The sequence below is a fragment of the Enterobacter sp. NFIX59 genome, assembly GCF_900113755.1.
GTDB lineage: Bacteria > Pseudomonadota > Gammaproteobacteria > Enterobacterales > Enterobacteriaceae > Enterobacter > Enterobacter pseudoroggenkampii.
The window spans coordinates 654,684-680,649 of record NZ_FOQN01000002.1; the positions used below are offsets into that span (position 1 = coordinate 654,684).

A 25,966-nucleotide genomic window follows, 5' to 3' on the forward strand; every position below is an offset into this window, starting at 1 on the left:
ACTAAGGGATAATCCTGAAAGCTGGGGCGGAAAACAAAATCCGCTTACTTTACCAACCACACGCAGCAGCGACAAGGCGCAAAAATCATCTGCAACGGTGAAAATTTGTGCAGTACGTTTCCTGATGTTACAAAATCATCCCCTGACTCCCTCAGGGCTGAGTAAACAGTAGCGTTCCCCACTGACGTTTGTAACCCGTTATAGGTCGTTCACTGGCTTTTTGCTCGACATACTCAAAGCTACAGGCGCGATATTCTACGTGAAAACAGCGTAAACGGCAGGTCAAACAGAGTATCTTTGCAAATATTTTTTCACGTTGGTGTCAAGCGGTTGAGAGGCAGCAAAAAAATCCCCCTGACCACCCATTACACCGCGCTCTGTTAACATCTGCCATTCACCTCTGGAGCGCACGCCCGTGGCAAATACTTGTGTTCGCGTTCCCTTGCATGCTTCTACCAGACTCTGTACCAGCAGCTGGTTTTCCGTACGCTTCTCAATATTCCTTACCAGCCCCGGATGTAGCTTTAATAATTCTACATCCAGCTCCTTGATCCAGTTGGTACTGACCAGCGTTAAGCCTGCCTGCGTCACCGCCACACGCGCACCGAGCGCATTGATCAAACGAACCACCGGACGTAACCGGCTGATGTGTTGACCTACGTCGGCCTCAGCAAGTTCAAAAATAATGTGTTTGCGTTGCGATTTTTCGCATTGCATTAATGTATCACGCAGCCAGCGCTGAAAACGTGGGCGTATTAATGACTCAACGGTAACCTGTAATGCCAGACTTTCTTCAGGCCAAAAAGATAAAAACGGAATCAATCGGGTAATTTGCTGGCGGTCATACTCTTCGGACAGGCCAAATTGCAGGACCATCGGCAGATATTCCGCCGAGATAACCTCTTCCGTACCGTCAAAAATACGACACATCAGCTCGCGGTGATGAACGTTGCCGTTTTTCATGACCGCGGGTTTTTGATAAATACGTGGTCCACCGCGGCTAAGCATTTGCTCAATCAAAGTACGCCAGCGCACGTTGCCACGCCCTTTTTCCGGCAGCGAGTCGTCATAAACCGCCCATCCGTTCGCCCCCTGCAACACGGCGTTGCGGGTGGCCGCTTCCGCATGTTCCATCACCTGTTCTGTGGATTGTCCGCCACGCCAGGCGCAGATCCCCATGTGGACCATATCGTCCCTGTCGAGCATTTTGCTCTGCGGCAGCGCATCCACCGCCTTCAACAGCTGGCTGGCGATGCTTTCCGACTCTTTCAGCGTACGATGAGGCAACAATACGGCAAAGTCGCTGCGGTGATAGCGGGCCAGCAGCGCGCCCGGGTAGCGCATAATAAAGGTGGAGAGCAGGTTGATCAGCGTAAAGAGATTTTCTTCCGCAGCCCGCTGTCCCCAGGTATCGCGCAGGAGATCGAAATCGGGCAGGCGAATCATCATCACCACCCCGTGTGTCCCCACTTTTTCTGAATCGTCGAGCAGCGTCGCGAGTTGATTATCAAAGAAAAGACGGTTGTTAAGGCCAGTTTTATTATCCTGGGCGGCATAAGAGCGAATCAGCGTATCCATTCGGCTGCGCTGGTCGCTGGCAAACTGGATTTCCGAGAGCAGCGTATCCAGCGCGCTGCTGGCGCGTGACGGCCACTCATGGACCGAGCCACGCACCTGCGGACCGCGTTCACCGTTAAGGATCCGCACGGAGCGCATCTCCAGCAGCTCCTGGCCGGAGAGCTGTCGGCGCAGCCAGCGGACCGCGAGAAAGATCAGCAGGACGATAAACGCAACGGCGACAGTGAGCGGTGCGGTGGTCATCATTGAACGAAAATAGCTCGCCATCGGATCGAGGTAGACCATGTGTATGGTCATCCCCGGATTTTTCAGGGAATGCACCGTCACTTCCCGATACTGGCTCACCACGCCCGCGGGGCGGTAGCTTCCCGGCCGTTCGTGGCTTAAAACACGATGCTTTCCCTGCAGAATGTCGATCTGAACAATATCAACAGGTACCATCAACTCATCGAGCTCACGGGAGAGCGCCGGTAGCGGTGTCGTCAGCAGACGCGCATCAATCACCGATGCAACAGACTGTACCCGGTTAACCAGCTTGTCCTGAATGGCGGTGTAAAAGCTCAGGGAGCAGCCCATAAGCGTGACAAAAATTGTAAGCCCCGTCAGCAAGGTGATAAAAGCCGAGAACTTCGTCGTTAATCGCATCCTTGAGATTACTCCGTGGGTTGATGGGGTAGCGAGTAAGCGCTAACTTGCATTCCAAATGCGGCATACTACCAAATCGAGTGTATCTGGCAATTTATTGCGTTAAATCGGCATTGCGTTTCCCTGAGCGAGTATAGTCTTCAGAAATTATTTTCCAATCATCTGAGTCGAGAGGACCCCGTATGCAGGCTTTGATCTTAGAACAGCAGGACGGCAAAACGCTTGCCTCAGTGCAGGCGGTTGAAGAGAGTCGCCTGCCGGAAGGCGAAGTAACCGTCGACATCGACTGGTCCAGTTTAAATTATAAAGATGCGCTGGCGATTACCGGTAAGGGTAAAATCATCCGAAATTTCCCTATGGTGCCGGGGATTGATTTCGCGGGCCGGGTTCATACCAGCGAGGATCCGCGCTTCCACCCGGGCCAGCAGGTGCTGCTCACCGGCTGGGGCGTAGGTGAAAATCACTGGGGCGGGCTGGCAACGCAGGCGCGCGTGAAGGGCGACTGGCTGGTGCCAATGCCGAAAGGCATGGATGGCCGCAAGGCGATGATCGTCGGTACGGCAGGCTTTACCGCCATGCTGTGTGTGATGGCGCTGGAAGAGGCGGGCATCCGCCCTGAGTCGGGTGAAATTGTCGTCACCGGTGCCAGCGGCGGCGTGGGCAGCACTGCAGTCACGCTGCTGCACAAGCTGGGCTATCAGGTCGCGGCGGTGTCGGGCCGCGAAAGCACCCACGATTACCTGCGCCAGCTCGGGGCCAGCCGCATTCTCAGCCGTGACGAATTCGCCGAAACCCGTCCACTGGAAAAACAGGTCTGGGCAGGCGCGGTGGATACCGTCGGTGATAAAGTGCTGGCAAAAGTCCTGGCGCAGATGAACTACGGCGGCTGCGTGGCAGCATGCGGACTGGCGGGCGGATTTGCCCTGCCCACCACCGTGATGCCATTTATTTTGCGTAACGTCCGCCTGCAGGGTGTGGATTCCGTGATGACCCCAGCGGCTCGCCGTACGCAGGCATGGGAACGTCTGGTACGCGATCTGCCGGAATCCTTCTACACCCGGAGCGCAACGGAGATTACGCTCAGCCAGGCACCGGACTATGCCAGTAAGATCATGGACAACCAGTTCCAAGGTCGTGCGCTGGTGAAAATCGCCTAATCTTCAAATTTTCGTGACATATTCGCGCGAATCCCTCTCCTCCGTCATGCTTAGGAAAACGCATGACGGAGGATGCCATGAAAAACCGAAAACTGACGGAAGCCGACGTAACGTCCGAGTCTGTCTTTATGTTACAGCGCCGCCAGATCCTGAAAATGCTTGGCATCAGCGCCACAGCCCTGACGCTCTCTCCGGCGGCACACGCCGACCTGCTCGACTGGTTTAAAGGCAACGATCGGCCGAAGGCCCCTTCCGGCGCCCCGCTCACCTTTACGAAACCCGCCCAATGGCAAAATAAACTGACGCTGACGCCAGAAGATAAAGTCACCGGCTACAACAACTTCTACGAATTTGGTCTCGACAAGGCCGATCCTGCCGCCAACGCCGGTAGCCTCAAAACCGATCCGTGGACGCTGAAGATTGATGGCGAAGTGGCGAAACCTCTGACGCTGGATCATCACGATCTGACCACCCGTTTCCCGCTCGAAGAGCGTATCTACCGCATGCGCTGCGTGGAGGCCTGGTCGATGGTGGTGCCGTGGGTCGGCTTCCCGCTGCATAAACTGCTGGCGATGGTTGAGCCCACCAGCAACGCAAAATATGTCGCTTTCCAGACGCGCTATGCGCCGGACGAGATGCCAGGACAAAAAGACCGGTTTATCGGCGGCGGGCTTGAGTATCCGTATGTGGAAGGGCTACGTCTCGATGAGGCGATGCACCCGCTTACCCTGCTGACCGTCGGCGTGTACGGCAAGGCGCTTCCGCCGCAGAACGGTGCCCCCATCCGTTTAACCGTACCGTGGAAATACGGTTTCAAAGGAATTAAGTCCATCGTCAGCATTAAGCTCACCCGCGAGCGTCCGCCCACCACCTGGAATCTGGCGGCTCCGAACGAATACGGTTTCTTCGCCAACGTGAACCCGCATGTGGATCACCCGCGCTGGTCGCAGGCAACCGAGCGGTTTATCGGTTCCGGCGGTGCGCTGGACGTGAAGCGTCAGCCCACGTTGCTGTTTAACGGCTATGCGGATGAAGTGGCCTCGCTGTACCGTGGCCTCAATTTACGGGAGAACTTCTGAGTGCGTTTAACGGCAAAACAGATTACCTGGCTGAAAGTGCTGCTGCACCTGGCCGGGTTACTTCCTTTTATATGGCTGTTCTGGGCCGCCAGCCAGGGTCTCTTTAGCGCAGACCCGGCCAAGGATATCCAGCATTTTACCGGTCGGATGGCTCTGAAATTTTTGCTGGCCACCTTGCTCGTCTCGCCGCTGGCGCGCTACGCTAAACAGCCACTATTGATACGCACCCGTCGGCTGTTAGGGCTATGGTGCTTTGCCTGGGCGACGCTGCACCTCACCAGCTATGCCCTGCTGGAACTGGGAATTAACAATCTGGCACTGCTTGGCCGCGAACTGGTGACACGCCCTTATCTGACGCTGGGTATTGTGAGCTGGGTGATTTTACTGGCGTTAGCGCTGACCTCCACGCAATATGCGCAGCGAAAACTGGGCAGGCGCTGGCAGCTGCTGCACAACTTCGTCTATCTTGTCGCGATCCTCGCCCCCATTCATTACCTGTGGTCGGTGAAGATCCTCTCCCCGCAGCCGGTCCTGTACGCACTGGCCGCCGTGGCGCTTTTAGCATGGCGTTACAAGAAGTTCCGCCAGTGGTTGCGATAGTTGGCGAAACTGTGCGTTTTCCCGCATATTCCCCGTCAACCGCAAATCTTTTTCGGATAGCGGTTGATAATCTTCCCTGATAAGACCAGTATTTAGCTGCTAAATGCTACGAAATCGTTATAATGTGCGACCTTGGTTCGCCTGACAGCGGTTTTAAGCCTCTGAAAAGGTGACATTTGCGTTTCGAAGGTATATTTTGTTTTTTACCCGAAAATCGCAGGAGATAGCGGCATAATGACTGATAAGTTCCATATCTTAGTTTTGAACGGACCGAACCTGAACATGCTCGGAACCCGTGAGCCAGAGAAGTACGGCACGCTGACATTGAGTGAAATTGTTAACCGTCTGGGAACGGAAGCAGCGTCACTGAATGTGGATTTGGATCATTTTCAGTCGAATGCGGAGTACGCAATCATCGACCGTATTCATCAGGCTAAAGACAATGTGGACTATATCCTGATCAATCCGGCCGCGTTTACGCACACCAGTGTTGCTATCCGCGACGCACTGCTCGCGGTGAGTATCCCGTTTATCGAGATCCACCTGAGTAACGTGCACGCCCGAGAGCCGTTCCGCCACCATTCGTATCTGTCAGATATCGCTGCTGGCGTTATCTGTGGACTGGGCGCAGACGGCTATTCATACGCTTTACAGACAGCGGTAAAACGCTTGTCACAATCACACTAAACAAGAGTACGGAACCCACTCATGGATATTCGTAAGATTAAAAAACTGATCGAGCTGGTTGAAGAATCAGGCATCTCCGAACTGGAAATTTCTGAAGGCGAAGAGTCTGTACGCATCAGCCGTGCAGCCCCAGCCGCTAGCTTCCCGGTAATGCAGCAGGCTTATGCTGCGCCAGTGCAGCAGCCTGCGCTCTCCGCAGCCGTTGCGCCAGCAGCTGAAGCCGCACCTGCCGCTGCAGCAGAAATCAGTGGTCACATCGTACGTTCCCCAATGGTTGGTACTTTCTACCGCACCCCGAGCCCGGACGCGAAGGCGTTCATCGAAGTGGGTCAGAAAGTCAACGTAGGCGATACCCTGTGCATCGTTGAAGCGATGAAAATGATGAACCAGATCGAAGCAGACAAATCAGGTACTGTGAAAGCGATTCTGGTCGAAAGTGGTCAGCCGGTTGAATTTGACGAGCCGCTGGTCGTCATCGAGTAACGAGGCGTACATGCTGGATAAAATTGTTATCGCCAACCGCGGCGAGATCGCACTGCGTATTCTTCGTGCCTGTAAAGAACTGGGCATCAAGACCGTCGCGGTGCACTCAAGCGCGGATCGCGATTTAAAACACGTATTGCTGGCGGATGAGACGGTCTGTATTGGCCCGGCTCCGTCCGTAAAAAGCTATCTGAACATCCCGGCTATCATCAGCGCCGCTGAAATCACCGGCGCGGTGGCAATTCATCCGGGTTACGGCTTCCTCTCTGAGAACGCCAACTTTGCTGAGCAGGTTGAACGCTCTGGCTTCATCTTCATCGGCCCGAAAGCCGACACCATCCGCCTGATGGGCGACAAAGTGTCTGCAATCACCGCGATGAAAAAAGCCGGTGTGCCAACCGTACCAGGCTCTGACGGCCCTCTGACCGACGACATGGATGCTAACCGTGCTCATGCTAAACGCATTGGCTACCCGGTTATCATCAAGGCGTCCGGCGGCGGCGGCGGTCGCGGTATGCGCGTTGTGCGCAGCGATGCTGACCTGGCGCAGTCCATCTCCATGACCAAAGCTGAAGCGAAAGCCGCTTTCAGCAATGACATGGTATACATGGAAAAATACCTGGAAAACCCACGCCACATCGAAATTCAGGTGCTGGCTGACGGTCAGGGTAACGCGATCTATCTGGCAGAACGTGACTGCTCCATGCAGCGTCGTCACCAGAAAGTGGTCGAAGAGGCGCCAGCACCGGGTATTACCCCGGAACTGCGTCGCTACATCGGCGAGCGTTGCGCCAAAGCGTGTGTCGATATCGGCTATCGCGGGGCGGGTACCTTTGAGTTCCTGTTCGAAAACGGCGAGTTCTATTTCATCGAAATGAACACCCGTATTCAGGTTGAACACCCGGTTACCGAAATGATCACCGGCGTTGACCTGATCAAAGAACAGCTGCGTATCGCAGCCGGTCAGCCGCTGTCCATCAAGCAGGAAGAAGTTGTGGTGAAAGGCCATGCGATCGAGTGTCGTATCAACGCCGAAGACCCGAACACCTTCCTGCCAAGCCCGGGTAAAATCACGCGTTTCCACGCGCCGGGCGGCTTTGGCGTGCGTTGGGAATCTCATATCTACGCCGGTTACACCGTACCGCCGTACTATGACTCAATGATCGGCAAGCTCATCTGCTACGGCGAAAACCGTGACGTGGCGATTGCCCGCATGAAGAACGCCCTGCAGGAGCTGATCATCGACGGTATCAAAACCAACGTTGATCTGCAGATGCGCATTATGAGCGACGAGCACTTCCAGAATGGTGGAACCAACATCCACTATCTCGAGAAGAAACTCGGTCTTAACGAGAAGTAAGACTGCGCGCACACGAAAAGGCCGGATTATCCGGCCTTTTTTATTTCTGGGGCCTGGAAAGCCTCATCATGTACAATCCCCGCTTTCTTCATCCACAAGGGACAAAAAATGGACAAACGTTTTGTTCAGGCCCATAAAGAAGCGCGCTGGGCGCTGTGGCTGACCCTTCTCTATCTCGCCGCATGGTTAGTAACTGCTTACTTACCGAATTCAGCATCCGGCATAACCGGCCTGCCGCACTGGTTTGAAATGGCGTGTCTGCTGGTACCGTTGATTTTTATTTTGCTCAGCTGGCTGATGGTGCGCTTTATCTTCCGCGATTTCCCGCTGGAGGACAGTGATGCAAACTGAAATCATCACCGTACTGGTTGTCTATTTGATCGTGGTATTTGGCCTATCTTTCTATGCCATGCGCAAACGCAGTACCGGATCGTTCCTGAGTGAATATTTCCTCGGCAGCCGTTCCATGGGCGGGTTTGTGCTGGCGATGACGCTGACCGCCACCTACGTGAGCGCCAGTTCGTTTATCGGCGGGCCGGGAGCCGCATACAAATACGGCCTGGGCTGGGTATTGCTGGCCATGATTCAGGTGCCCACGATTTGGCTGTCACTGGGTATTCTGGGCAAAAAATTTGCCATACTCGCTCGCCGCTATAACGCCATTACGCTGAACGACATGCTGCAGGCGCGTTATCAGAGCCGCGCGGTGGTCTGGATTGCCAGTATCAGCCTGATTGTCGCCTTCGTCGGCGCCATTGCCGTTCAGTTTATTGGCGGCGCGCGCCTGCTGGAAACGGCAGCGGGTATTAAGTACGAGACCGGGCTGCTCATCTTCGGGATCACGATTGCGCTGTACACCGCGTTTGGCGGTTTCCGCGCCAGCGTGCTGAACGACACCATGCAGGGCATGGTGATGCTGATAGGTACTCTTGTGCTGCTGGTTGGCGTCATCTACGCGGCCGGCGGGTTACACAATGCAGTGCAAACGCTGGAACAGATCGATCCTAAGCTGGTCAGCCCTCATGGTGCTGACGATATCCTGACGCCCGCGTTTATGACCTCCTTCTGGGTGCTGGTTTGCTTTGGGGTTATCGGTCTGCCGCACACCGCCGTGCGCTGTATCTCCTATAAAGACAGCAAAGCCGTTCACCGCGGGATTGTGATTGGTACCGTCATTGTCGCCCTTCTGATGTTGGGCATGCATCTGGCGGGCGCGCTGGGTCGAGCTGTATTACCTCACCTGACCGTGCCGGATCAGGTGATCCCAACGCTGATGGTGCAGGTTCTGCCGCCGTGGGCCGCAGGTTTATTCCTTGCTGCACCGATGGCGGCCATCATGTCCAACGTTAACGCGCACCTGCTTCAGGCTTCCGCCACCATTATCAAAGATCTGTGGCTTAGCGCGCGTCCGGCTAAAATGCATAATGAGCAGAAGCTGAAACGCATCTCAACCTGGACCACGCTGGTGCTCGGTATTCTAATGATGCTCGCCGCATGGCGTCCGCCGGAGATGATCATCTGGCTGAACCTGCTGGCATTTGGTGGGCTGGAAGCGGTATTCCTGTGGCCGCTGGTGTTAGGGCTCTACTGGGAACGCGCAAACGCGGCGGGCGCGCTGAGCGGCATGATCGTCGGCGGTGTGCTGTATGCCGTCCTCGCAACGTTTAAGATTCAGTACCTGGGCTTCCATCCGATTGTGCCTTCGTTACTGCTAAGTTTACTGGCGTTTGTGGTGGGGAACCGTTTCGGTCAGCCTGTCCCACAACCCGCTATGATTTCTACTGATAAATAAAGAGTTTTGCCATGCCGTGGATCCAACTAAAACTGAACACAACCGGCGCTAACGCCGAGGAACTGAGCGATGCGCTGATGGAGGCCGGTTCGGTCTCTATCACCTTCCAGGACACGCATGACACGCCGGTCTTTGAGCCGCTGCCGGGCGAAACCCGCCTGTGGGGCGATACCGACGTTATTGGCCTGTTTGATGCCGAAACCGATATGAAAGAGGTTGTCGCGATTCTGGAAAACCATCCTCTGCTGGGCGCGGGTTTTGTGCACAAAATCGAACAGCTGGAGGATAAAGACTGGGAACGCGAGTGGATGGATAACTTCCACCCGATGCAGTTCGGCAAGCGTCTGTGGATCTGCCCAAGCTGGCGCGACGTCCCGGACGAGAATGCGGTCAACGTGATGCTCGACCCGGGCCTTGCATTTGGTACCGGCACTCACCCAACCACATCCCTGTGCCTGCAGTGGCTGGATGGTCTCGATCTGGACGGTAAGACGGTGATCGACTTCGGCTGTGGTTCCGGGATCCTCGCGATTGCCGCCCTGAAACTGGGCGCAGCTAAAGCCATCGGGATCGATATCGATCCGCAGGCGATTCAGGCCAGCCGCGATAATGCCGAGCGTAACGGCGTGTCCGATCGTCTGGAGCTGTATCTGCCGGATGCGCAGCCAGACGCCATGAAAGCCGATGTGGTGGTCGCAAACATTCTGGCGGGCCCACTGCGCGAGCTGGCCCCGTTAATCAGCGTGCTGCCCGTTGAGGGCGGTCTGCTGGGGCTTTCCGGTATTCTGGCGAGCCAGGCCGACAGCGTGTGTGAAGCCTACGCCGATCTTTTCACCCTCGACCCGGTGGTTGAGAAAGAAGAGTGGTGCCGCATCACCGGCCGTAAAAAATAAGCATTTGGCGTGGTCATCTGACCACGCCTTTCACCCTCTGATTATTCTCTCTCCCTTTGCCATTCTTCGGTAAAATAACCACACAAATCATGTTGATTTGTATTATAAAAATTCACCGGAAGAATATGATGAAACACATTACAGGCAAGGCAGCGCTGCTGGCGCTGAGCATGGTTTCGGCTTCAGCATTCGCATCACACTGGAGCTACGAAGGGGAAGGTTCGCCGGAACACTGGGGCGAGCTGGACGAGGCATACAAGACCTGTCAAAGCGGGATGAACCAGTCTCCGATTAATATTGATTCGACCGCTAACGCCCATCTCCCTCCACTTAAAACACACTACATTGATGGCCCTGTCGGGCTGACAAACAATGGCCATACCATTCAGGCCAGCGAAAAAGCAGATACCCGCAACACGATAACCCTGGACAAGCAAACCTGGACGCTACAGCAGTTCCACTTCCATGCGCCGAGCGAAAACACCGTGCACGGCAAAAAGTACGCGATGGAGATGCATCTGGTACATAAAAACAGCGCGGGTGAGCTGGCAGTGGTGGCCGTCATGTTTGATAAAGGTGCTGCGAATCCCGAGCTGGAAAAGCTGTGGAGTATGATGCCTCAGCAGGCTGAACAGAATGTATCTATTGAGAAGGATCTCAACCTGAACAAACTGCTGCCAAAGGTGAAAACTTACTGGCGCTTTAGCGGCTCTTTGACCACACCACCGTGTTCTGAAGGGGTTACCTGGATCGTGCTCAAACAGCCGTTAACCCTCTCAGCAGAACAGCTTGAGAAATTTACTCATACCATGCATCACGATAATAACCGTCCGGTACAGTCGCTGCACGGGCGCGTTGTGGTCGAATAAGACGCATTTTTCGCATGACGATCATGTTCTAAAATGCGACGCAGATCGCAAAGAAGTGGGGAAATCTGCTGCTAAAAACAGCAGATTATCCCGCTTCATCGAAGCATTTATTCAGAAATGATGAGAAGTGACGGGAAATTGTAAGCGACTATAAAATAACCATTCTCGTATAACATAATGATTTAAATAATGAATAATTTTGAACGGAAAGATTGAGCGGCGATTCCTTGATCTACAACAGTGGATTGTTCAAAGTTTGGCCTTTCATCTCGTGCAAAAAATGCGTAATATACGCCGCCTTGCAGTCACAGTATGGTCATTTCTTAACTCATGCGCATCGGACACCACCAGCTTAGAAATCGCCTGATCGCAGCCCCTATGGCAGGTATTACAGACCGGCCGTTCAGGACGCTGTGCTATGAGATGGGAGCCGGTTTAACCGTATCCGAGATGATGTCGTCTAACCCGCAGGTTTGGGAAAGCGATAAATCCCGCCTTCGGATGGTGCACGTTGATGAACCAGGTATTCGCACCGTGCAAATTGCCGGAAGCGTGCCTGAAGAGATGGCAGATGCCGCGCGGATTAACGTGGAAAGTGGTGCCCAGATTATTGATATCAATATGGGGTGCCCGGCCAAAAAGGTGAATCGCAAGCTTGCAGGTTCAGCCCTTCTGCAATACCCCGACCAGGTGAAAGCTATCCTGACGGCGGTTGTCAGCGCAGTGGACGTTCCTGTTACGTTGAAGATTCGCACGGGTTGGTCGCCGGAACACCGTAACTGTGTAGAGATTGCCCAACTGGCCGAAGACTGTGGCATTCAGGCCCTGACCATTCATGGACGCACGCGCGCCTGTTTGTTCAACGGTGAAGCTGAATACGACAGCATTCGGGCAGTTAAGCAGAAAGTTTCCATTCCGATTATCGCGAATGGCGACATAACTGACCCGCTTAAAGCCAGAGCTGTGCTCGACTATACGGGAGCTGATGCTCTGATGATAGGACGTGCCGCTCAGGGAAGACCCTGGATCTTTCGGGAAATCCAGCATTATCTGGACACTGGAGAGCTGCTTGCTCCACTGCCTCTGGCAGAGGTTAAGCGCTTGCTTTGTTCGCATGTTCGGGAACTGCATGACCACTACGGTCAGGCGAAAGGGTACCGAATTGCGCGTAAACACGTTTCCTGGTATCTCCAGGAGCACGCTCCAGATGACCAGTTTCGGCGCACATTCAACGCCATAGAGGATGCCAGCGAACAGCTGGAGGCGTTGGAGGCATACTTCGAAAATCTTGCGTAATGAAATAAAGAGCTGACAGAACTATGTTCGAACAACGCGTAAATTCTGACGTACTGACCGTTTCTACCGTTAACTCTCAGGACCAGGTAACTCAAAAGCCCCTGCGTGACTCGGTTAAACAGGCACTGAAGAACTATTTTGCTCAACTGAACGGTCAGGATGTTAATGACCTGTATGAGCTGGTACTGGCTGAAGTTGAACAGCCACTGTTGGACATGGTGATGCAATACACCCGCGGTAACCAAACCCGCGCTGCGCTGATGATGGGTATCAACCGTGGTACTCTGCGTAAGAAACTGAAAAAATACGGCATGAACTGATACTAATCAGTTAAATGCTTGTTTAAAAAGGCGCTCTTCGGCATGGGGAAGCGCCTTTTTTATTGCCTGCTTCAGTCCGTCAACGCTTTGTAAACCTTCTCTTATCCCGCTTTAAAACCGCCGCTTTTGGTGTATATTTCCCCCACTCTACTGGCGCTCTTCTCGCGGAATGACACAATGATTCGTAAATACTGGTGGCTGGTTGTCTTTGCAATCTCCGTTCTGATTTTCGATGCACTCCTGATGCAGTGGATTGAACTGATGAGCACCGAAACCGATAAGTGTCGCAATATGAACTCCGTCAATCCGCTGAAACTCGTGAACTGCTCCGAGCTCGACTAACCGCCCGATTGCGCAAATCACACCATTATTACCCACTAAAAACGGGGATTTAAATCCCTTTGAGCCATTACCTGACGGTGATAATGTCTCGCCCTTCTCAACCGCTCTAGCGTAACCCCACACTCGAGTAGAACCGTCCATGCTGGTCAGCCAATACAACCATATCCTTGTCGTCCTCTCCTTTGTTGTTGCCATCCTTGCGGCGTATACCGCGCTGAACATGGCTGCACGCGTCGCCGGGAGTGAGGGCGTCGCTGCCCGCGTCTGGCTGGCTGGCGGCGGTATTGCAATGGGTATTGGCGTGTGGGCCATGCACTTTATCGGCATGCTGGCGATGGACCTCTCCATGAGCATGAGCTACAACGCCACCCTGACGGTGTTATCCATGGTCATCGCCGTGGGTTCATCACTGTTTGCGCTATGGCTCGTGAGCTGCGAGCAATTACGCCTGCGCCGACTGCTGCCCGGCGCGCTGGTGATGGGGAGCGGTATTGTTGCTATGCATTACACCGGCATGGCGGCGCTGGAAGTGATGCCGGGGATTATCTGGGACAAGGTCTGGGTGGCCATTTCGGTCGCGATTGCGCTTGCCGCTTCTCTCGCGGCGCTATGGCTGACCTTCCGCCTGCGTCGCGAAGCCGCGCAGGTCGTGCTGATGCGCATGGGGGCCGCCATCACGATGGGGATTGCCATTGCCGGTATGCACTATGCCGGGATGAAAGCGGCGCAGTTTCCCATGTCCACAATGGTTCATCATGAGGGGATTAACGGGAGCTGCCTGGCGGTGCTGGTCAGCGTTGTCGCCCTCTCTATTCTTGGGATTACCCTGCTGGTGTCGATGCTGGATGCCCGCCTTCAGGCACGTACGGCCCTTCTGGCCTCGTCGCTGGCAGAAGCTAACCGGGAACTCGCTCAACTGGCGCTGCACGATACCCTGACGCGTCTGCCCAATCGTATCCTGCTGGAAGACAGACTCGATCAGGCCATCAGCAAAGCCGATCGTGAAGGGAATCACTTTGCCCTGATGTTCATGGATCTCGACGGCTTTAAAGCCATCAATGACGCCTACGGCCATGATGTTGGTGACAGGCTGCTGGTCGCCGTTACGCAGCGTCTGCTGCTTCTCCTGAAAGGCCAGTTCACCCTTGCACGTATCGGCGGTGATGAGTTTGTTCTGCTGGCAGAGGGAGAAGGTCCGGACGACGCGGCATCGCTGGCAAATTCGCTGGTCCGCGCGATCGATAGCCCGTTCAATCTCGGCCCCTATGAACTGGTGGTGACTCTCAGCATTGGTATCGCACTGTACCCTCACGACGGCAAAACTGAGCGTGAACTGATGTTTAACGCCGACGCGGCGATGTATCACACGAAGCATATGGGCCGTAACGGTTACCACTTTTTCCAGCCCTCTATGAACACCCTGGCGCAGACCCATCTCCAGTTAATGAACGATCTGTGGATGGCGATCGATCGCAATGAGCTGCGCCTGCTGTATCAGCCAAAATTTCACGCCCCCGCGGGTCCTGTCCTCGGATTCGAGGCGTTATTGCGCTGGCAGCATCCTAAGCAGGGGTTACTGACGCCGGAGCTTTTTCTGCCGCTGGCGGAAAAAACGGGGCTGATCATCCCCATTGGCAACTGGGTGATTAATGAAGCCTGTCGCCAGCTGCGGGAATGGCATCTTCAGGGGCATCAAAGCTGGTCAATGGCGGTAAACCTGTCGACACTGCAGTTTGAACAACCTTCGCTGGTGAAAACGGTTCTCGACTGCCTGGCTCTTCACCATGTGCCACCGGAAATGTTGATCCTCGAAGTGACGGAAACCACGGCGATGAGCAACCCTGATGAGAGCGTAAGGGTGCTGACAGAGCTAACGGATGCGGGCGTGAAGGCCTCCATTGATGATTTTGGCACCGGATATTCGAGCCTTCTGTATCTCAAGCGGTTACCGGCCTGTGAATTGAAAATCGACAGGGCGTTTGTGAAAGAGCTCAGCGGCGAAAGCGAGGATGCCACTATTGTCTCAGCAATTGTCGCCCTTGCCAAAACGCTTAACCTGAAAGTCGTGGCAGAGGGTGTAGAAACCGAAGCACAGCAAGCCTTTTTAACCGAGCTGGGCTGTAACACCCTTCAGGGTTATCTGTTAGGTAAACCCACCAGCGCGCAGACCATAGAAGCACTTTGTGCCCGAGGGGAAATGTTACCTGGCGCTGAGCTGTAAGCATCCTCATCAGGCGACACGCGAATGACAGGGAGTGTCGCCAGTATGCTATCAACCAGAGCGGGAGCCTGCTGATAAAGATTAAAACTGTCGTTATTCATTAACCAGTTTTTAATTATTCCGCTAAAAAAACCGTGGAATACAATCAAGGTGAGATCAACATTCACCTTTGGCGAAATGATATTCTGCGAAATACAGGTCTCCAGCGTGGCGCGTAGCGTGTCATCATTGAATCCAATGCGGTTTCTGATTTCACGCTCTGAAATCATATCACTGCTAAATTCACACTTATGATACAGAATTTGTAAAAGCGCACATTGCCGGGGTTCACGGGCAATATACTGCAGCGCAGTAATAAATTGCTCACGAAGTTTTAACAATGGGTCGTCGCTATCGGAAAGGGAAAGCCTGTCACGAATAATGTCGCGAAGCGGTAATTGCTGTTCCCAGATGGCATTAAATATTTCTGATTTACTGGTGAAGTGCCAGTAGATCGCGCCGCGCGTCACCTTTGCAGCATCAGCGATATCCGTCAGCGTCGTACTGGCTACGCCACGCGTCGCAAACTGTCCTATAGCCGCCTCAATCAGCTGCTGCCGGGTTTGTTGAGCCTCTTCTTTCTTTTTACGCGCCATAGGCAACTACTCGTTACTCACAAGGTTTAAAGGTAATATTGCGTTCATGCAAATGTAAGTATTCACTAAAATCCGTTTTAATTTTGCACAAAAAAAGTCACCTCTCTTAATTTATAATTAATACAAATACATCTCGTCAATTAAATTGACGAGATGAATAACCAAACAACATAAACCCCATTTACCTGATTAACATGCCTGAAGTATATCCCAGAATGGACCAGGTCTGATTCTGATTTTCTCCAGAAGCATGGTCATTCGCACTTATAAATTAAAAAACATTAAATACCCTCATTATTATACGCAGCTACATTTTATTTTTTATCCCTCTGCCCCAGCTACCGGTTCGCGGCATATATCGGTTAATGGGTATTTAAAGGAACAGTAATGACGAATCATTTCAGACGCTTGCCCTTATCCGGTTTCATTGTCTGCGCGGTACTGCTCACTGGATGCGATGGTCAGGAAAATCAACAACAACACCTGCAGGCGCCTCAGGTCAGCGTGCACATTGTGAAAAGCGCACCTCTGGCTGTCACCACTGAACTCCCGGGCAGAACAGATGCATTTCGCGTTGCGGAGGTTCGTCCTCAGGTTAGCGGCATTATCCTTCGCCGCAACTTCGCGGAAGGTAGCGATGTAAAAGCGGGTGAGTCACTTTACCAGATTGATCCTGCGACCTATCAGGCAGCCTATGACAGCGCGAAAGGCGAACTGGCGAAGGCTCAGGCGGCGGCCAATATTGCGCACCTGACGGTAAAACGCTATCTCCCGCTGGTAGGCACCCAATATGTCAGTAAGCAGGAGTATGACCAGGCCGTGGCGACGGCTCAGCAGGCAGATGCCAGCGTGGTTGCCGCGAAAGCCGGCGTTGAAAGCGCACGTATCAACCTTGCCTACACCAAAGTGACCTCTCCTGTTGATGGTCGTATCGGGAAATCCAGCGTGACCGAAGGGGCACTTGTGACGAACGGACAGGCCGCAGCGCTGGCAACGGTCCAGCAGCTCGATCCGATTTATGTCGATGTCACCCAGTCCAGTAATGATTTTATGCGCCTGAAACAGACGAGCCTGCAAAAAGGCGATACCGCCAGCAGCGTTGAGCTACTGATGGAGAACGGGCAGCCCTACCCGCTGAAAGGCACCTTGCAGTTCTCTGACGTCACGGTCGATGAAAGTACCGGCTCGATTACCCTGCGCGCCATTTTCCCGAACCCTCAGCATATGCTGTTACCCGGCATGTTTGTTCGCGCCCGCATAGATGAAGGTACCCAGCCGGACGCGATTCTGGTTCCCCAGCAAGGCGTGACCCGCACACCGCGAGGTGATGCAACCGTCCTGGTGGTGAACGATAAAAACCAGGTTGAGCCGCGTACCGTCGTCGCCCCGCAGGCAATTGGCGATCGCTGGCTGGTGACGGAAGGGCTGAAAAACGGTGACCGCGTGATTGTCAGCGGGCTACAGAAAGTCAGACCGGGGGTAACCGTCGTCGCCACGCCGGATACCACCACGACTCCAGCCGGTTAAGGGACGACGACATGGCTAACTTCTTTATTCAGAGACCGGTTTTCGCCTGGGTACTTGCCATCATCCTGATGATTGCAGGCGGGCTGGCCATTCTCAAACTTCCGGTCGCACAGTATCCGACCATCGCCCCTCCCGCCGTGGCGATATCCGCGACCTACCCGGGAGCGGATGCTCAAACGGTGCAGGATACCGTGACCCAGGTTATCGAACAGAACATGAACGGTATCGATAACCTGATGTATATGTCCTCCACCAGCGATTCAGCGGGTAACGTCACCATCACCCTGACCTTCGAGTCAGGAACCAACCCGGACATCGCTCAGGTGCAGGTGCAGAACAAGCTGCAGCTCGCCATGCCGCTGCTGCCGCAAGAGGTTCAGCAGCAAGGGATTGGCGTGGAGAAATCCAGCAGCAGCTTCCTGCTGGTCGCCGGTTTTGTTTCTGACAACAAAAATCTCACGCAGGATGACATCTCTGACTATGTCGCCTCAAACGTCAAAGATGCCATCAGCCGAACGTCTGGCGTCGGTGACGTTCAGCTGTTTGGCGCTCAGTATGCGATGCGCATCTGGCTCGACAGCAACGCGATGAACAAATACCAGCTGACGCCGCTGGATATTATCAACCAGCTGAAAACCCAGAACGATCAGATAGCGGCAGGCCAACTGGGCGGAACGCCGTCCATTCCCGGGCAACAGCTGAATGCCTCGATCATCGCACAAACCCGCCTGAAATCGCCGGAGGAGTTTGGCCGCGTGACGCTCAAGGTGAACCAGGACGGCTCGATGGTTCATCTGAAGGACGTGGCTCGTATTGAGCTGGGCGGCGAAAACTACAACATGGTCACTAAAATCAACGGGCAGGCGGCAACCGGTCTGGGGATTAAGCTGGCAACCGGGGCCAATGCGCTGGACACTGCGGCAGCCATCAAAAGCAAGCTGGCGCAGCTGCAGCAGTTCTTCCCACAGGGGCTGAAAGTTGTCTATCCCTATGACACCACGCCTTTTGTGAAAATCTCCATTCACGAAGTGGTGAAGACCCTGTTTGAAGCGATCGTTCTCGTTTTCCTGGTCATGTACCTGTTCCTGCAAAACCTGCGGGCGACGCTCATCCCGACTATCGCGGTGCCGGTCGTTCTGCTGGGCACCTTTGCGGTTCTGGCGGCGTTTGGTTTCTCCATCAATACCCTGACGATGTTCGGCATGGTGCTGGCGATAGGTCTGCTGGTCGATGACGCTATCGTAGTCGTTGAGAACGTCGAACGTGTCATGGTCGAGGACAAGCTGCCGCCGAAAGAGGCCACGCAGAAGTCGATGGAGCAGATCCAGGGCGCACTGGTCGGGATCGCCATGGTGCTCTCGGCGGTCTTTATTCCGATGGCCTTTTTTGGCGGCTCGACGGGGGCGATCTATCGCCAGTTCTCGCTGACTATCGTTTCCGCTATGGCGTTGTCCGTACTGGTTGCGCTCATCCTGACGCCCGCACTCTGCGCAACGTTGCTTAAGCCCGTATCCGGCGACCATCATGAGAAAAAAGGGGGCTTCTTCGGCTGGTTTAACGCGCTCTTTGATAAAAGCGTGGAGCACTACAGCAACAGCGTGAGCGGTATTTTGCGTAAGACAGGGCGCTATCTGGTGGTGTACGTCATTATTGTCGGTGGGATGGCGGTACTCTTCCTGCGCCTACCCACCTCCTTCCTGCCCGAAGAGGATCAGGGGGTGTTTATGACGATGGTTCAACTCCCGGCAGGTGCAACCCAGACGCGTACTCAGCAGGTCCTCGACCAGGTTCAGGACTACTACCTGAACAAAGAGAAGGCGAACGTTGAATCCGTCTTTACCGTAAACGGCTTTAGCTTTAGCGGCCAGGGTCAGAACTCCGGTATTGCATTCGTCAGCCTGAAGCCCTGGGAGGAGCGCCCGGGGTCGGAAAATGGTGTCGAGGCCATTGTGGGCCGCGCGACGAAAGCCTTCAGTCAGATTAAAGATGGCCTTGTTTTCCCGTTTAACCTGCCTGCAATTATTGAGCTGGGTACCGCCACGGGCTTCGACTTTGAATTGATCGATCAGGCTAACCTGGGGCATACCCAACTGACGCAGGCGCGTAACCAACTGCTCAGCATGGTGAAAGAGCACCCTGATCTGCTGGTTCGCGTGCGCCCTAACGGTCTTGAAGATACGCCGCAGTTCAAACTGGATGTCGATCAGGAGAAAGCGCAGGCGCTGGGAGTCAGTCTTTCTGACGTCAACCAGACGATTTCGACGGCATTAGGTGGTACCTATGTGAACGACTTTATCGATCATGGGCGCGTGAAAAAGGTCTACGTACAGGCCGACGCCAAATTCCGTATGTTGCCAGGCGATATTAACAACCTCTACGTGCGCAGCGCGAATGGGGAAATGGTCCCGTTTTCTGCCTTTAGCAATGCTCATTGGGTCTATGGTTCACCTCGCCTGGAGCGCTATAACGGGATGCCCTCTATGGAGATCCTCGGTGAATCAGCCCCGGGTAAAAGTACCGGTGAGGCCATGGTTATGATGGAAAGTCTCGCGGCAAAACTGCCTTCCGGCATCGGCTATGACTGGACGGGAATGTCCTATCAGGAGCGGCTCTCAGGTAACCAGGCGCCTGCACTGTACGCCATTTCGCTGATCGTGGTGTTCCTGTGTCTGGCAGCGCTGTATGAAAGCTGGTCCATTCCGTTCTCCGTTATGCTGGTTGTACCGCTGGGGGTCATTGGGGCGCTTCTCGCAGCGTCGCTGCGCGGGTTAAACAATGACGTCTATTTCCAGGTCGGCCTGCTGACGACGATTGGTTTATCGGCGAAAAACGCCATCCTGATCGTCGAATTTGCTAAAGACCTGATGGAGAAAGAAGGCAAAGGCATTATTGAAGCCACGCTGGAAGCATCCAGGATGCGCCTTCGACCGATCCTGATGACGTCTCTGGCCTTTATCCTTGGCGTCATGCCGCTGGTGATCAGCTCCGGTGCCGGGAGCGGCGCGCAAAACGCCGTCGGTACGGGCGTTATGGGGGGAATGCTTTCCGCAACGCTTCTGGCGATTTTCTTCGTGCCCGTCTTCTTTGTGGTTGTTCGACGACGGTTTACTCACCATAAAGAGTAATATTCCCCCTAAAAGGCACCTTTGGTGCCTTTTTTATTTTTAACATAAACAATGAATTACGCTTTACATAAAGGCAGTGTTAAAAATATGATGATTTGCATTAAGTAAAAACAGTCTCTTGCAGCTCCATAATGTCTCCATTAATTCCTCCTGAAACCGATTTTTCTCCACGATTTTTACAAACTACATAATTTGAGATTATTCCTCGTGTAACGAGGACTTACCCCGGTGGTAAAATAATCTCCAGTTCGTTAATAGCCCTCCTGGCTTTATAGCGGATGAGAAATAATACTGAGGTAACATCATGAAAAGATTCATTTCCGTTGCACTTCTCGCTGCGCTGCTGGCTGGTTGCGCGCACGACTCTCCATGTGTACCGGTTTACGATGACCAGGGCCGACTGGTTCATACCAATACCTGTATGAAAGGCACCACCCAGGATAACTGGGAAACTGCGGGTGCTATCGCTGGCGGTGCTGCCGCAGTAGCGGGTTTGACGCTGGGTATTGTTGCCCTGACGAAGTAACATCTGTTAAGAAAGCGCGGCTCTGGCCGCGCTTTTGCTTTTAATGAGTGCAGTATTTTCAAATAAGTAAAAAAATAGCCCCGTATTTATTCACGTAATTAATCTAAGCCTGAAGTCAGTCACAGCTTTTTCGCATACTCATTCAAATTACTTATTCTATCGTGATGATTTTCACACATTAATATTATTGAATACCCTGCCAATATTCACTCTGGAAACTATCTCCCCTTTTTCCTGACCCGACGCATAACTTTTGCTCCGATTTGTGGCACAGGTTGTAATTTCGCACCATTTCAGGGCGCTCGTTTTATTTAAGCCTGTCTACACTCAGCATTAAGCGTTCACTCGTCTCTTATTTTGTCGAACGCAAAACTGGCATTACGTTTGCTTTATAAACGTTGGCCAAAGCCACAGACAGGTTAAGCGTTTAAAAACGCCTCTATAACGATAAATTTCGCCACACAGGATGCATTATGAAAAAGACGATGATAGCCAGCCTGGCCGCTGCAGGCATGTTGTTTGCCGTAGCCGGTCAAGCCCATGCGGGAACGACACTGGATGCCGTTAAAAAGAAAGGTTTTGTTCAATGCGGTATCAGTGACGGTTTGCCTGGCTTCTCTTATGCCGATGCGAACGGCAAATTTACCGGTATCGATGTGGACGTCTGCCGTGGCGTTGCGGCCGCCGTTTTCGGTGATGACAGCAAAGTAAAATACACCCCGCTGACGGCGAAAGAACGCTTTACGGCGCTGCAGTCCGGCGAGGTCGACATGCTCTCCCGTAATACCACCTGGACGTCCTCACGTGATGCAGGCATGGGGATGTCATTTACGGGCGTGACCTATTATGACGGCATCGGCTTCCTGACCCACAATAAAGCAGGCCTGAAAAGCGCCAAAGAGCTGGATGGCGCCACCGTTTGTATTCAGGCGGGCACCGATACCGAGCTGAACGTCGCCGATTATTTCAAAGCAAACAACATGAAATACACCCCAGTGACATTCGACCGCTCGGATGAGTCGGCCAAAGCGCTGGAGTCCGGCCGTTGCGACACGCTGGCCTCTGACCAGTCACAGCTGTATGCCTTACGTATTAAGCTGAGCAACCCGGCAGAATGGATTGTTCTGCCTGAAGTGATCTCCAAAGAACCTCTCGGACCGGTCGTACGTCGTGGCGATGAAGACTGGTTCTCCATTGTTCGCTGGACGCTGTTCGCCATGCTGAACGCAGAAGAGATGGGCATCAACTCGAAAAACGTTGATGAGAAAGCCGCTAAGCCATCCAACCCGGATATGGCACACCTGCTCGGTACAGAAGGTGATTTCGGCAAGGATCTGAAGCTGGATAACAAGTGGGCCTACAACATCATCAAACAGGTGGGCAACTACTCTGAGATCTTTGAGCGCAACGTGGGATCGGAAAGCCCGCTGAAGATCAAACGCGGCCAGAACAATCTCTGGAACAACGGCGGTATTCAGTACGCGCCACCAGTACGTTAAGTCATAGCTGTAACGGGCACTGCTCAGGCAGTGCCCACTCCAGAGTCATGGTTACTGAGGTTTCTTTATGTCCCATCGCCGCTCAGCCGTAAAAGGATCGCTATCCTTTTCTCATCCCGCGGTCCGCGCCTGGCTATTCCAGATTATTGCTATTGTTGCGGTTGTTCTCATCGCCGTGTATCTCATCCATAACACCATTACCAACCTGAATAATCGTGGCATTACCTCCGGTTTCGCGTTTTTAGATCGCAGCGCGGGGTTTGGCATTGTCCAGCATCTTATTGATTACCAGGAAGGTGACACGTATGGACGCGTGTTCGTGGTCGGTTTGCTGAATACGCTGTTGGTATCGGCGCTTTGTATCGTCTTCGCGTCGATACTGGGCTTCTTTATTGGCCTGGCACGTCTTTCTGAAAACTGGCTTCTGCGGAAACTGTCGACTGTTTATATCGAGACGTTTCGCAATATCCCCCCGCTCCTGCAGATCTTCTTCTGGTATTTTGCCGTATTGCGTAACCTACCCGGCCCCCGTCAGGCCGTCGACGCGTTTGAGCTGTTTTTCCTGAGTAACCGTGGGTTGTCCATTCCTTCTCCTCAGACGGGTGAAGGGCTGTACGCTTTCATTGGCGCGATTGTGATGGCGCTTGCTCTTTCAGTTGGCGTATTTCGTTTTAATCGCAAGCACCAGATCAAAACCGGTCAGCTTCGTAGAACCTGGCCAACGGCAGTCGTCCTGATCGTTAGTCTCCCGCTATTGGCACACTGGCTGTTTGGGGCTGCGCTGCACTGGGACATTCCCCATCTGCGTGGCTTTAACTTTCAGGGTGGGATGGTATTAATTCCCGAGCTGGCAGCGCTGACATTGGCGCTGTCGATTTATACGTCCGCGTTTATCGCAGAGATTATCCGTGCCGGGATCCAGGCCGTACCTTACGGACAGCACGAGGCGGCACGCTCGCTGGGATTACCCCATACCGTGACGCTTCGCCAGGTCATCATTCCGCAGGCTTTACGGGTCATCATCCCGCCCCTGACCAGCCAGTATCTCAATATTGTCAAAAACTCGTCGCTGGCCGCTGCCATTGGTTACCCGGATATGGTGTCACTTTTCGCCGGAACCGTGCTTAACCAGACCGGACAAGCCATTGAAACCATCGCCATCACGATGTCTGTCTATCTGATCATCAGCCTGGTGATTTCACTGCTGATGAACCTTTATAACCGTCGTATAGCACTGGTCGAGCGCTAAGGATCTATGATGACAAAAGCGATACTGTCGCACTCCTCGCGCCCTGCCAACTCGACAGGTGGACGTTTCATTCTCTGGGCGCGTAAGAATCTGTTCTCCAGCTGGAGTAACAGCCTGCTGACGATTGTCTGCCTGTGGCTCATGTGGGAATTGATTCCTCCCCTGCTGAACTGGGCGTTTTTACAGGCCAACTGGGTCGGTTCAACCCGAGCAGACTGCACAAAAGCCGGTGCCTGCTGGGTGTTTATCCACGAGCGATTCGGTCAGTTCATGTATGGGTTGTATCCGCATGAACAGCGCTGGCGGATTAATCTGGCGCTGGTTATCGGCCTGCTCTCTGTCGCGGCCATGTTCTGGAAAAAGCTGCCTCATCGCGGACGCTATATTGCCGTCTGGGCAGTGGTTTATCCGATTATTGTCTGGGTACTGTTGTATGGCGGTTTTCTGGGGCTGGAACGCGTAGAAACACGCCAGTGGGGCGGTCTGACGCTGACGTTGATTATCGCTTCAGTGGGGATAGCCGGTGCTCTGCCGTGGGGGATTTTACTGGCCCTGGGACGGCGTTCAAAAATGCCGATCGTCCGTGTGCTCTCCGTTATCTTCATTGAGTTCTGGCGCGGCGTACCGCTTATCACCGTCCTGTTTATGTCGTCGGTCATGCTGCCGCTGTTTATGGCAGAAGGGACCACCATCGACAAGCTGATCCGTGCCCTGGTGGGGGTGATTCTCTTCCAGTCCGCCTATGTCGCTGAAGTTGTGCGCGGAGGTCTGCAGGCGCTGCCTAAAGGCCAGTACGAAGCGGCGGAATCACTGGCTCTCGGTTACTGGAAGACGCAGGGACTGGTCATTCTTCCACAAGCACTCAAGCTGGTCATTCCAGGGCTGGTCAACACGATCATTGCCCTCTTCAAGGATACCAGCCTGGTGATCATCATTGGATTGTTCGATCTCTTTAGCAGCGTGCAGCAGGCAACCGTTGACCCTGTCTGGCTGGGTATGTCCACCGAGGGATATGTCTTTGCAGCTCTGATCTACTGGATCTTTTGTTTTAGCATGTCGCGCTACAGCCAGCATCTGGAAAAGCGCTTTAACACCGGGCGTACACCGCACTGAGGAAATTATGAGCCAAATAACTATGACACCCGCCGACGCGATGATTACGCTGGAAAACGTGAATAAATGGTACGGACAGTTTCATGTCCTGAAGGACATTAATCTTAAGGTCAAGCAGGGAGAGCGCATTGTCCTGTGCGGCCCTTCCGGATCCGGGAAATCCACAACCATTCGCTGCATTAACCATCTTGAAGAGCATCAGCAAGGACGTATCGTGGTTGACGGTATCGAGCTGAATGAAGATATCCGCAATATTGAACGCGTTCGTCAGGAAGTGGGAATGGTCTTTCAGCACTTTAATCTGTTTCCGCACCTGACCGTTCTGCAGAACTGTACGCTTGCACCGATTTGGGTACGAAAGATGCCGAAAAAGGAAGCGGAGGCATTAGCCATGCACTACCTGGAGCGCGTACGTATCGCAGAGCATGCGAATAAGTTCCCTGGCCAGATATCGGGTGGCCAACAGCAGCGTGTGGCTATCGCCCGTTCTCTGTGTATGAAACCGAAAATTATGCTGTTTGACGAGCCGACATCTGCCCTCGATCCGGAAATGGTGAAGGAGGTTCTGGATACCATGATTGGGCTGGCGCAATCCGGCATGACCATGCTGTGCGTCACGCATGAGATGGGGTTTGCGCGAACCGTGGCCGACCGGGTGATCTTTATGGACCGTGGGGAGATTGTTGAGCAGGCGCCGCCGGACGAGTTCTTTGCCCATCCGAAGTCAGAACGTACGCGAGCATTCCTGTCGCAGGTGATTCATTAGTCGTTAGCTCTGCCGGGTGGCGGCTTCGCCTTACCCGGCCTACCGTTTTTTTCGGCGCATGAACGCAAAAAGGCCATCCTTTCGGATGGCCTTCTCACTTATTTGATGTCTGGCAGTTCCCTACTCTCACATGGGGAGACCCCACACTACCATCGGCGCTACGGCGTTTCACTTCTGAGTTCGGCATGGGGTCAGGTGGGACCA

The 25,966-nt window shown here is 53.7% G+C and carries 23 protein-coding genes and 1 rRNA gene; 21 read left to right on the plus strand and 3 right to left on the minus strand.

Translation table 11 applies throughout. The features are described 5' to 3' along the window. Window positions 1-282: 282 nt before the first annotated feature. Window positions 283-2,223 carry an RNase E specificity factor CsrD gene (gene csrD, locus BM007_RS12015; protein ID WP_090418905.1) on the minus strand — a complete coding sequence of 647 codons (1,941 nt, stop codon included), beginning with the start codon at window positions 2,221-2,223 and terminating at the stop codon, window positions 283-285. A gap of 182 nt (window positions 2,224-2,405) precedes the next feature. Between csrD and BM007_RS12020 the strand changes: the two genes are divergently transcribed. The 14 genes from BM007_RS12020 (at window position 2,406) to BM007_RS12085 (ending at window position 15,322) form a co-directional block, all read left to right on the plus strand. Then, entirely contained in the window at window positions 2,406-3,380 is a 975-nt protein-coding gene (locus BM007_RS12020; protein ID WP_049123414.1) for an acrylyl-CoA reductase (NADPH), read from the plus strand. Between the two features lie 77 nt (window positions 3,381-3,457). Next, entirely contained in the window at window positions 3,458-4,459 is a 1,002-nt protein-coding gene (gene msrP / locus BM007_RS12025) for a protein-methionine-sulfoxide reductase catalytic subunit MsrP (RefSeq protein ID WP_023333641.1), read from the plus strand. Beyond that, entirely contained in the window at window positions 4,460-5,059 is a 600-nt protein-coding gene (msrQ, locus tag BM007_RS12030) for a protein-methionine-sulfoxide reductase heme-binding subunit MsrQ (RefSeq protein WP_024906321.1), read from the plus strand. Between the two features lie 234 nt (window positions 5,060-5,293). Then, on the plus strand, window positions 5,294-5,746 hold the full coding sequence (gene aroQ / locus BM007_RS12035; protein WP_024906320.1) for a type II 3-dehydroquinate dehydratase: 453 nt from the start codon (window positions 5,294-5,296) through the stop codon (window positions 5,744-5,746). 21 nt (window positions 5,747-5,767) lie between these two features. Then, a complete protein-coding gene (accB, locus tag BM007_RS12040; protein WP_010436174.1) occupies window positions 5,768-6,229 on the plus strand; it encodes an acetyl-CoA carboxylase biotin carboxyl carrier protein in 462 nt (153 codons plus the stop codon). 10 nt (window positions 6,230-6,239) lie between these two features. Continuing rightward, window positions 6,240-7,589, plus strand: a complete 1,350-nt coding sequence (gene accC, locus BM007_RS12045; RefSeq protein WP_024906319.1) for an acetyl-CoA carboxylase biotin carboxylase subunit — start codon at window positions 6,240-6,242, stop codon at window positions 7,587-7,589. Window positions 7,590-7,697: 108 nt separating this feature from the next. After that, window positions 7,698-7,940 (plus strand): YhdT family protein, encoded by a 243-nt coding sequence (locus tag BM007_RS12050; protein WP_032650447.1) that lies wholly within the window; start codon window positions 7,698-7,700, stop codon window positions 7,938-7,940. Next, window positions 7,930-9,381 carry a sodium/pantothenate symporter gene (panF, locus tag BM007_RS12055; protein ID WP_090418908.1) on the plus strand — a complete coding sequence of 484 codons (1,452 nt, stop codon included), beginning with the start codon at window positions 7,930-7,932 and terminating at the stop codon, window positions 9,379-9,381. The genes BM007_RS12050 and panF overlap by 11 nt, the downstream gene beginning before the upstream one ends. A gap of 11 nt (window positions 9,382-9,392) precedes the next feature. Continuing rightward, entirely contained in the window at window positions 9,393-10,274 is an 882-nt protein-coding gene (gene prmA, locus BM007_RS12060; RefSeq protein ID WP_024906316.1) for a 50S ribosomal protein L11 methyltransferase, read from the plus strand. A 128-nt stretch (window positions 10,275-10,402) separates the two neighbouring features. Then, a complete protein-coding gene (locus BM007_RS12065) occupies window positions 10,403-11,143 on the plus strand; it encodes a carbonic anhydrase (RefSeq protein ID WP_090418911.1) in 741 nt (246 codons plus the stop codon). A gap of 330 nt (window positions 11,144-11,473) precedes the next feature. After that, a complete protein-coding gene (gene dusB, locus BM007_RS12070; RefSeq protein ID WP_090418914.1) occupies window positions 11,474-12,439 on the plus strand; it encodes a tRNA dihydrouridine synthase DusB in 966 nt (321 codons plus the stop codon). A 23-nt stretch (window positions 12,440-12,462) separates the two neighbouring features. After that, entirely contained in the window at window positions 12,463-12,759 is a 297-nt protein-coding gene (fis, locus tag BM007_RS12075; protein WP_000462905.1) for a DNA-binding transcriptional regulator Fis, read from the plus strand. Window positions 12,760-12,936: 177 nt separating this feature from the next. After that, window positions 12,937-13,101 carry a DUF2556 family protein gene (locus BM007_RS12080; protein WP_008502862.1) on the plus strand — a complete coding sequence of 55 codons (165 nt, stop codon included), beginning with the start codon at window positions 12,937-12,939 and terminating at the stop codon, window positions 13,099-13,101. 139 nt (window positions 13,102-13,240) lie between these two features. Continuing rightward, window positions 13,241-15,322 carry a putative bifunctional diguanylate cyclase/phosphodiesterase gene (locus BM007_RS12085; protein ID WP_090418917.1) on the plus strand — a complete coding sequence of 694 codons (2,082 nt, stop codon included), beginning with the start codon at window positions 13,241-13,243 and terminating at the stop codon, window positions 15,320-15,322. Here the strand turns inward: BM007_RS12085 and envR are convergent. Then, window positions 15,238-15,957, minus strand: a complete 720-nt coding sequence (gene envR / locus BM007_RS12090) for an acrEF/envCD operon transcriptional regulator (protein WP_024906312.1) — start codon at window positions 15,955-15,957, stop codon at window positions 15,238-15,240. The genes BM007_RS12085 and envR overlap by 85 nt on opposite strands. 387 nt (window positions 15,958-16,344) lie before the next feature. Between envR and BM007_RS12095 the strand changes: the two genes are divergently transcribed. From BM007_RS12095 to BM007_RS12125, 7 genes are all read left to right on the plus strand, one after another. Next, a complete protein-coding gene (locus BM007_RS12095) occupies window positions 16,345-17,484 on the plus strand; it encodes an efflux RND transporter periplasmic adaptor subunit (RefSeq protein WP_032650451.1) in 1,140 nt (379 codons plus the stop codon). An 11-nt stretch (window positions 17,485-17,495) separates the two neighbouring features. After that, complete coding sequence (locus tag BM007_RS12100) at window positions 17,496-20,609, plus strand: efflux RND transporter permease subunit (protein ID WP_090418920.1); 3,114 nt, start codon at window positions 17,496-17,498, stop codon at window positions 20,607-20,609. A gap of 304 nt (window positions 20,610-20,913) precedes the next feature. Then, window positions 20,914-21,135: a lipoprotein gene (locus BM007_RS12105; RefSeq protein ID WP_008502867.1), complete on the plus strand. Its 222-nt coding sequence runs from the start codon at window positions 20,914-20,916 to the stop codon at window positions 21,133-21,135. 473 nt (window positions 21,136-21,608) lie between these two features. Further along, window positions 21,609-22,634, plus strand: a complete 1,026-nt coding sequence (locus BM007_RS12110) for an amino acid ABC transporter substrate-binding protein (protein WP_024906309.1) — start codon at window positions 21,609-21,611, stop codon at window positions 22,632-22,634. 67 nt (window positions 22,635-22,701) lie between these two features. Next, window positions 22,702-23,883, plus strand: a complete 1,182-nt coding sequence (locus BM007_RS12115; RefSeq protein ID WP_090418923.1) for an amino acid ABC transporter permease — start codon at window positions 22,702-22,704, stop codon at window positions 23,881-23,883. Between the two features lie 9 nt (window positions 23,884-23,892). Further along, window positions 23,893-24,996, plus strand: a complete 1,104-nt coding sequence (locus BM007_RS12120; protein ID WP_032650459.1) for an amino acid ABC transporter permease — start codon at window positions 23,893-23,895, stop codon at window positions 24,994-24,996. A gap of 7 nt (window positions 24,997-25,003) precedes the next feature. After that, window positions 25,004-25,762 (plus strand): amino acid ABC transporter ATP-binding protein, encoded by a 759-nt coding sequence (locus BM007_RS12125; protein WP_014171880.1) that lies wholly within the window; start codon window positions 25,004-25,006, stop codon window positions 25,760-25,762. A gap of 107 nt (window positions 25,763-25,869) precedes the next feature. Here BM007_RS12125 and rrf read toward each other — a convergent pair. Next, window positions 25,870-25,966 (minus strand): 5S ribosomal RNA (gene rrf / locus BM007_RS12130); the annotation flags it as partial.

Excerpts from the sequence above, each read along its gene's own strand:
- BM007_RS12080 (WP_008502862.1), top strand. The coding sequence starts at position 12,937 with ATGATTCGTAAATACTGGTGGCTGGTTGTCTTTGCAATCTCCGTTCTG.
- csrD (WP_090418905.1), bottom strand. The coding sequence starts at position 2,223 with ATGCGATTAACGACGAAGTTCTCGGCTTTTATCACCTTGCTGACGGGG.
- dusB (WP_090418914.1), top strand. The coding sequence starts at position 11,474 with ATGCGCATCGGACACCACCAGCTTAGAAATCGCCTGATCGCAGCCCCT.
- BM007_RS12120 (WP_032650459.1), top strand. The coding sequence starts at position 23,893 with ATGACAAAAGCGATACTGTCGCACTCCTCGCGCCCTGCCAACTCGACA.
- aroQ (WP_024906320.1), top strand. The coding sequence starts at position 5,294 with ATGACTGATAAGTTCCATATCTTAGTTTTGAACGGACCGAACCTGAAC.
- fis (WP_000462905.1), top strand. The coding sequence starts at position 12,463 with ATGTTCGAACAACGCGTAAATTCTGACGTACTGACCGTTTCTACCGTT.
- BM007_RS12085 (WP_090418917.1), top strand. The coding sequence starts at position 13,241 with ATGCTGGTCAGCCAATACAACCATATCCTTGTCGTCCTCTCCTTTGTT.
- BM007_RS12095 (WP_032650451.1), top strand. The coding sequence starts at position 16,345 with ATGACGAATCATTTCAGACGCTTGCCCTTATCCGGTTTCATTGTCTGC.
- panF (WP_090418908.1), top strand. The coding sequence starts at position 7,930 with ATGCAAACTGAAATCATCACCGTACTGGTTGTCTATTTGATCGTGGTA.
- BM007_RS12020 (WP_049123414.1), top strand. The coding sequence starts at position 2,406 with ATGCAGGCTTTGATCTTAGAACAGCAGGACGGCAAAACGCTTGCCTCA.
- BM007_RS12105 (WP_008502867.1), top strand. The coding sequence starts at position 20,914 with ATGAAAAGATTCATTTCCGTTGCACTTCTCGCTGCGCTGCTGGCTGGT.
- envR (WP_024906312.1), bottom strand. The coding sequence starts at position 15,957 with ATGGCGCGTAAAAAGAAAGAAGAGGCTCAACAAACCCGGCAGCAGCTG.
- BM007_RS12050 (WP_032650447.1), top strand. The coding sequence starts at position 7,698 with ATGGACAAACGTTTTGTTCAGGCCCATAAAGAAGCGCGCTGGGCGCTG.
- prmA (WP_024906316.1), top strand. The coding sequence starts at position 9,393 with ATGCCGTGGATCCAACTAAAACTGAACACAACCGGCGCTAACGCCGAG.
- BM007_RS12100 (WP_090418920.1), top strand. The coding sequence starts at position 17,496 with ATGGCTAACTTCTTTATTCAGAGACCGGTTTTCGCCTGGGTACTTGCC.
- BM007_RS12125 (WP_014171880.1), top strand. The coding sequence starts at position 25,004 with ATGAGCCAAATAACTATGACACCCGCCGACGCGATGATTACGCTGGAA.
- BM007_RS12110 (WP_024906309.1), top strand. The coding sequence starts at position 21,609 with ATGAAAAAGACGATGATAGCCAGCCTGGCCGCTGCAGGCATGTTGTTT.
- BM007_RS12065 (WP_090418911.1), top strand. The coding sequence starts at position 10,403 with ATGAAACACATTACAGGCAAGGCAGCGCTGCTGGCGCTGAGCATGGTT.
- accC (WP_024906319.1), top strand. The coding sequence starts at position 6,240 with ATGCTGGATAAAATTGTTATCGCCAACCGCGGCGAGATCGCACTGCGT.
- msrP (WP_023333641.1), top strand. The coding sequence starts at position 3,458 with ATGAAAAACCGAAAACTGACGGAAGCCGACGTAACGTCCGAGTCTGTC.
- accB (WP_010436174.1), top strand. The coding sequence starts at position 5,768 with ATGGATATTCGTAAGATTAAAAAACTGATCGAGCTGGTTGAAGAATCA.
- BM007_RS12115 (WP_090418923.1), top strand. The coding sequence starts at position 22,702 with ATGTCCCATCGCCGCTCAGCCGTAAAAGGATCGCTATCCTTTTCTCAT.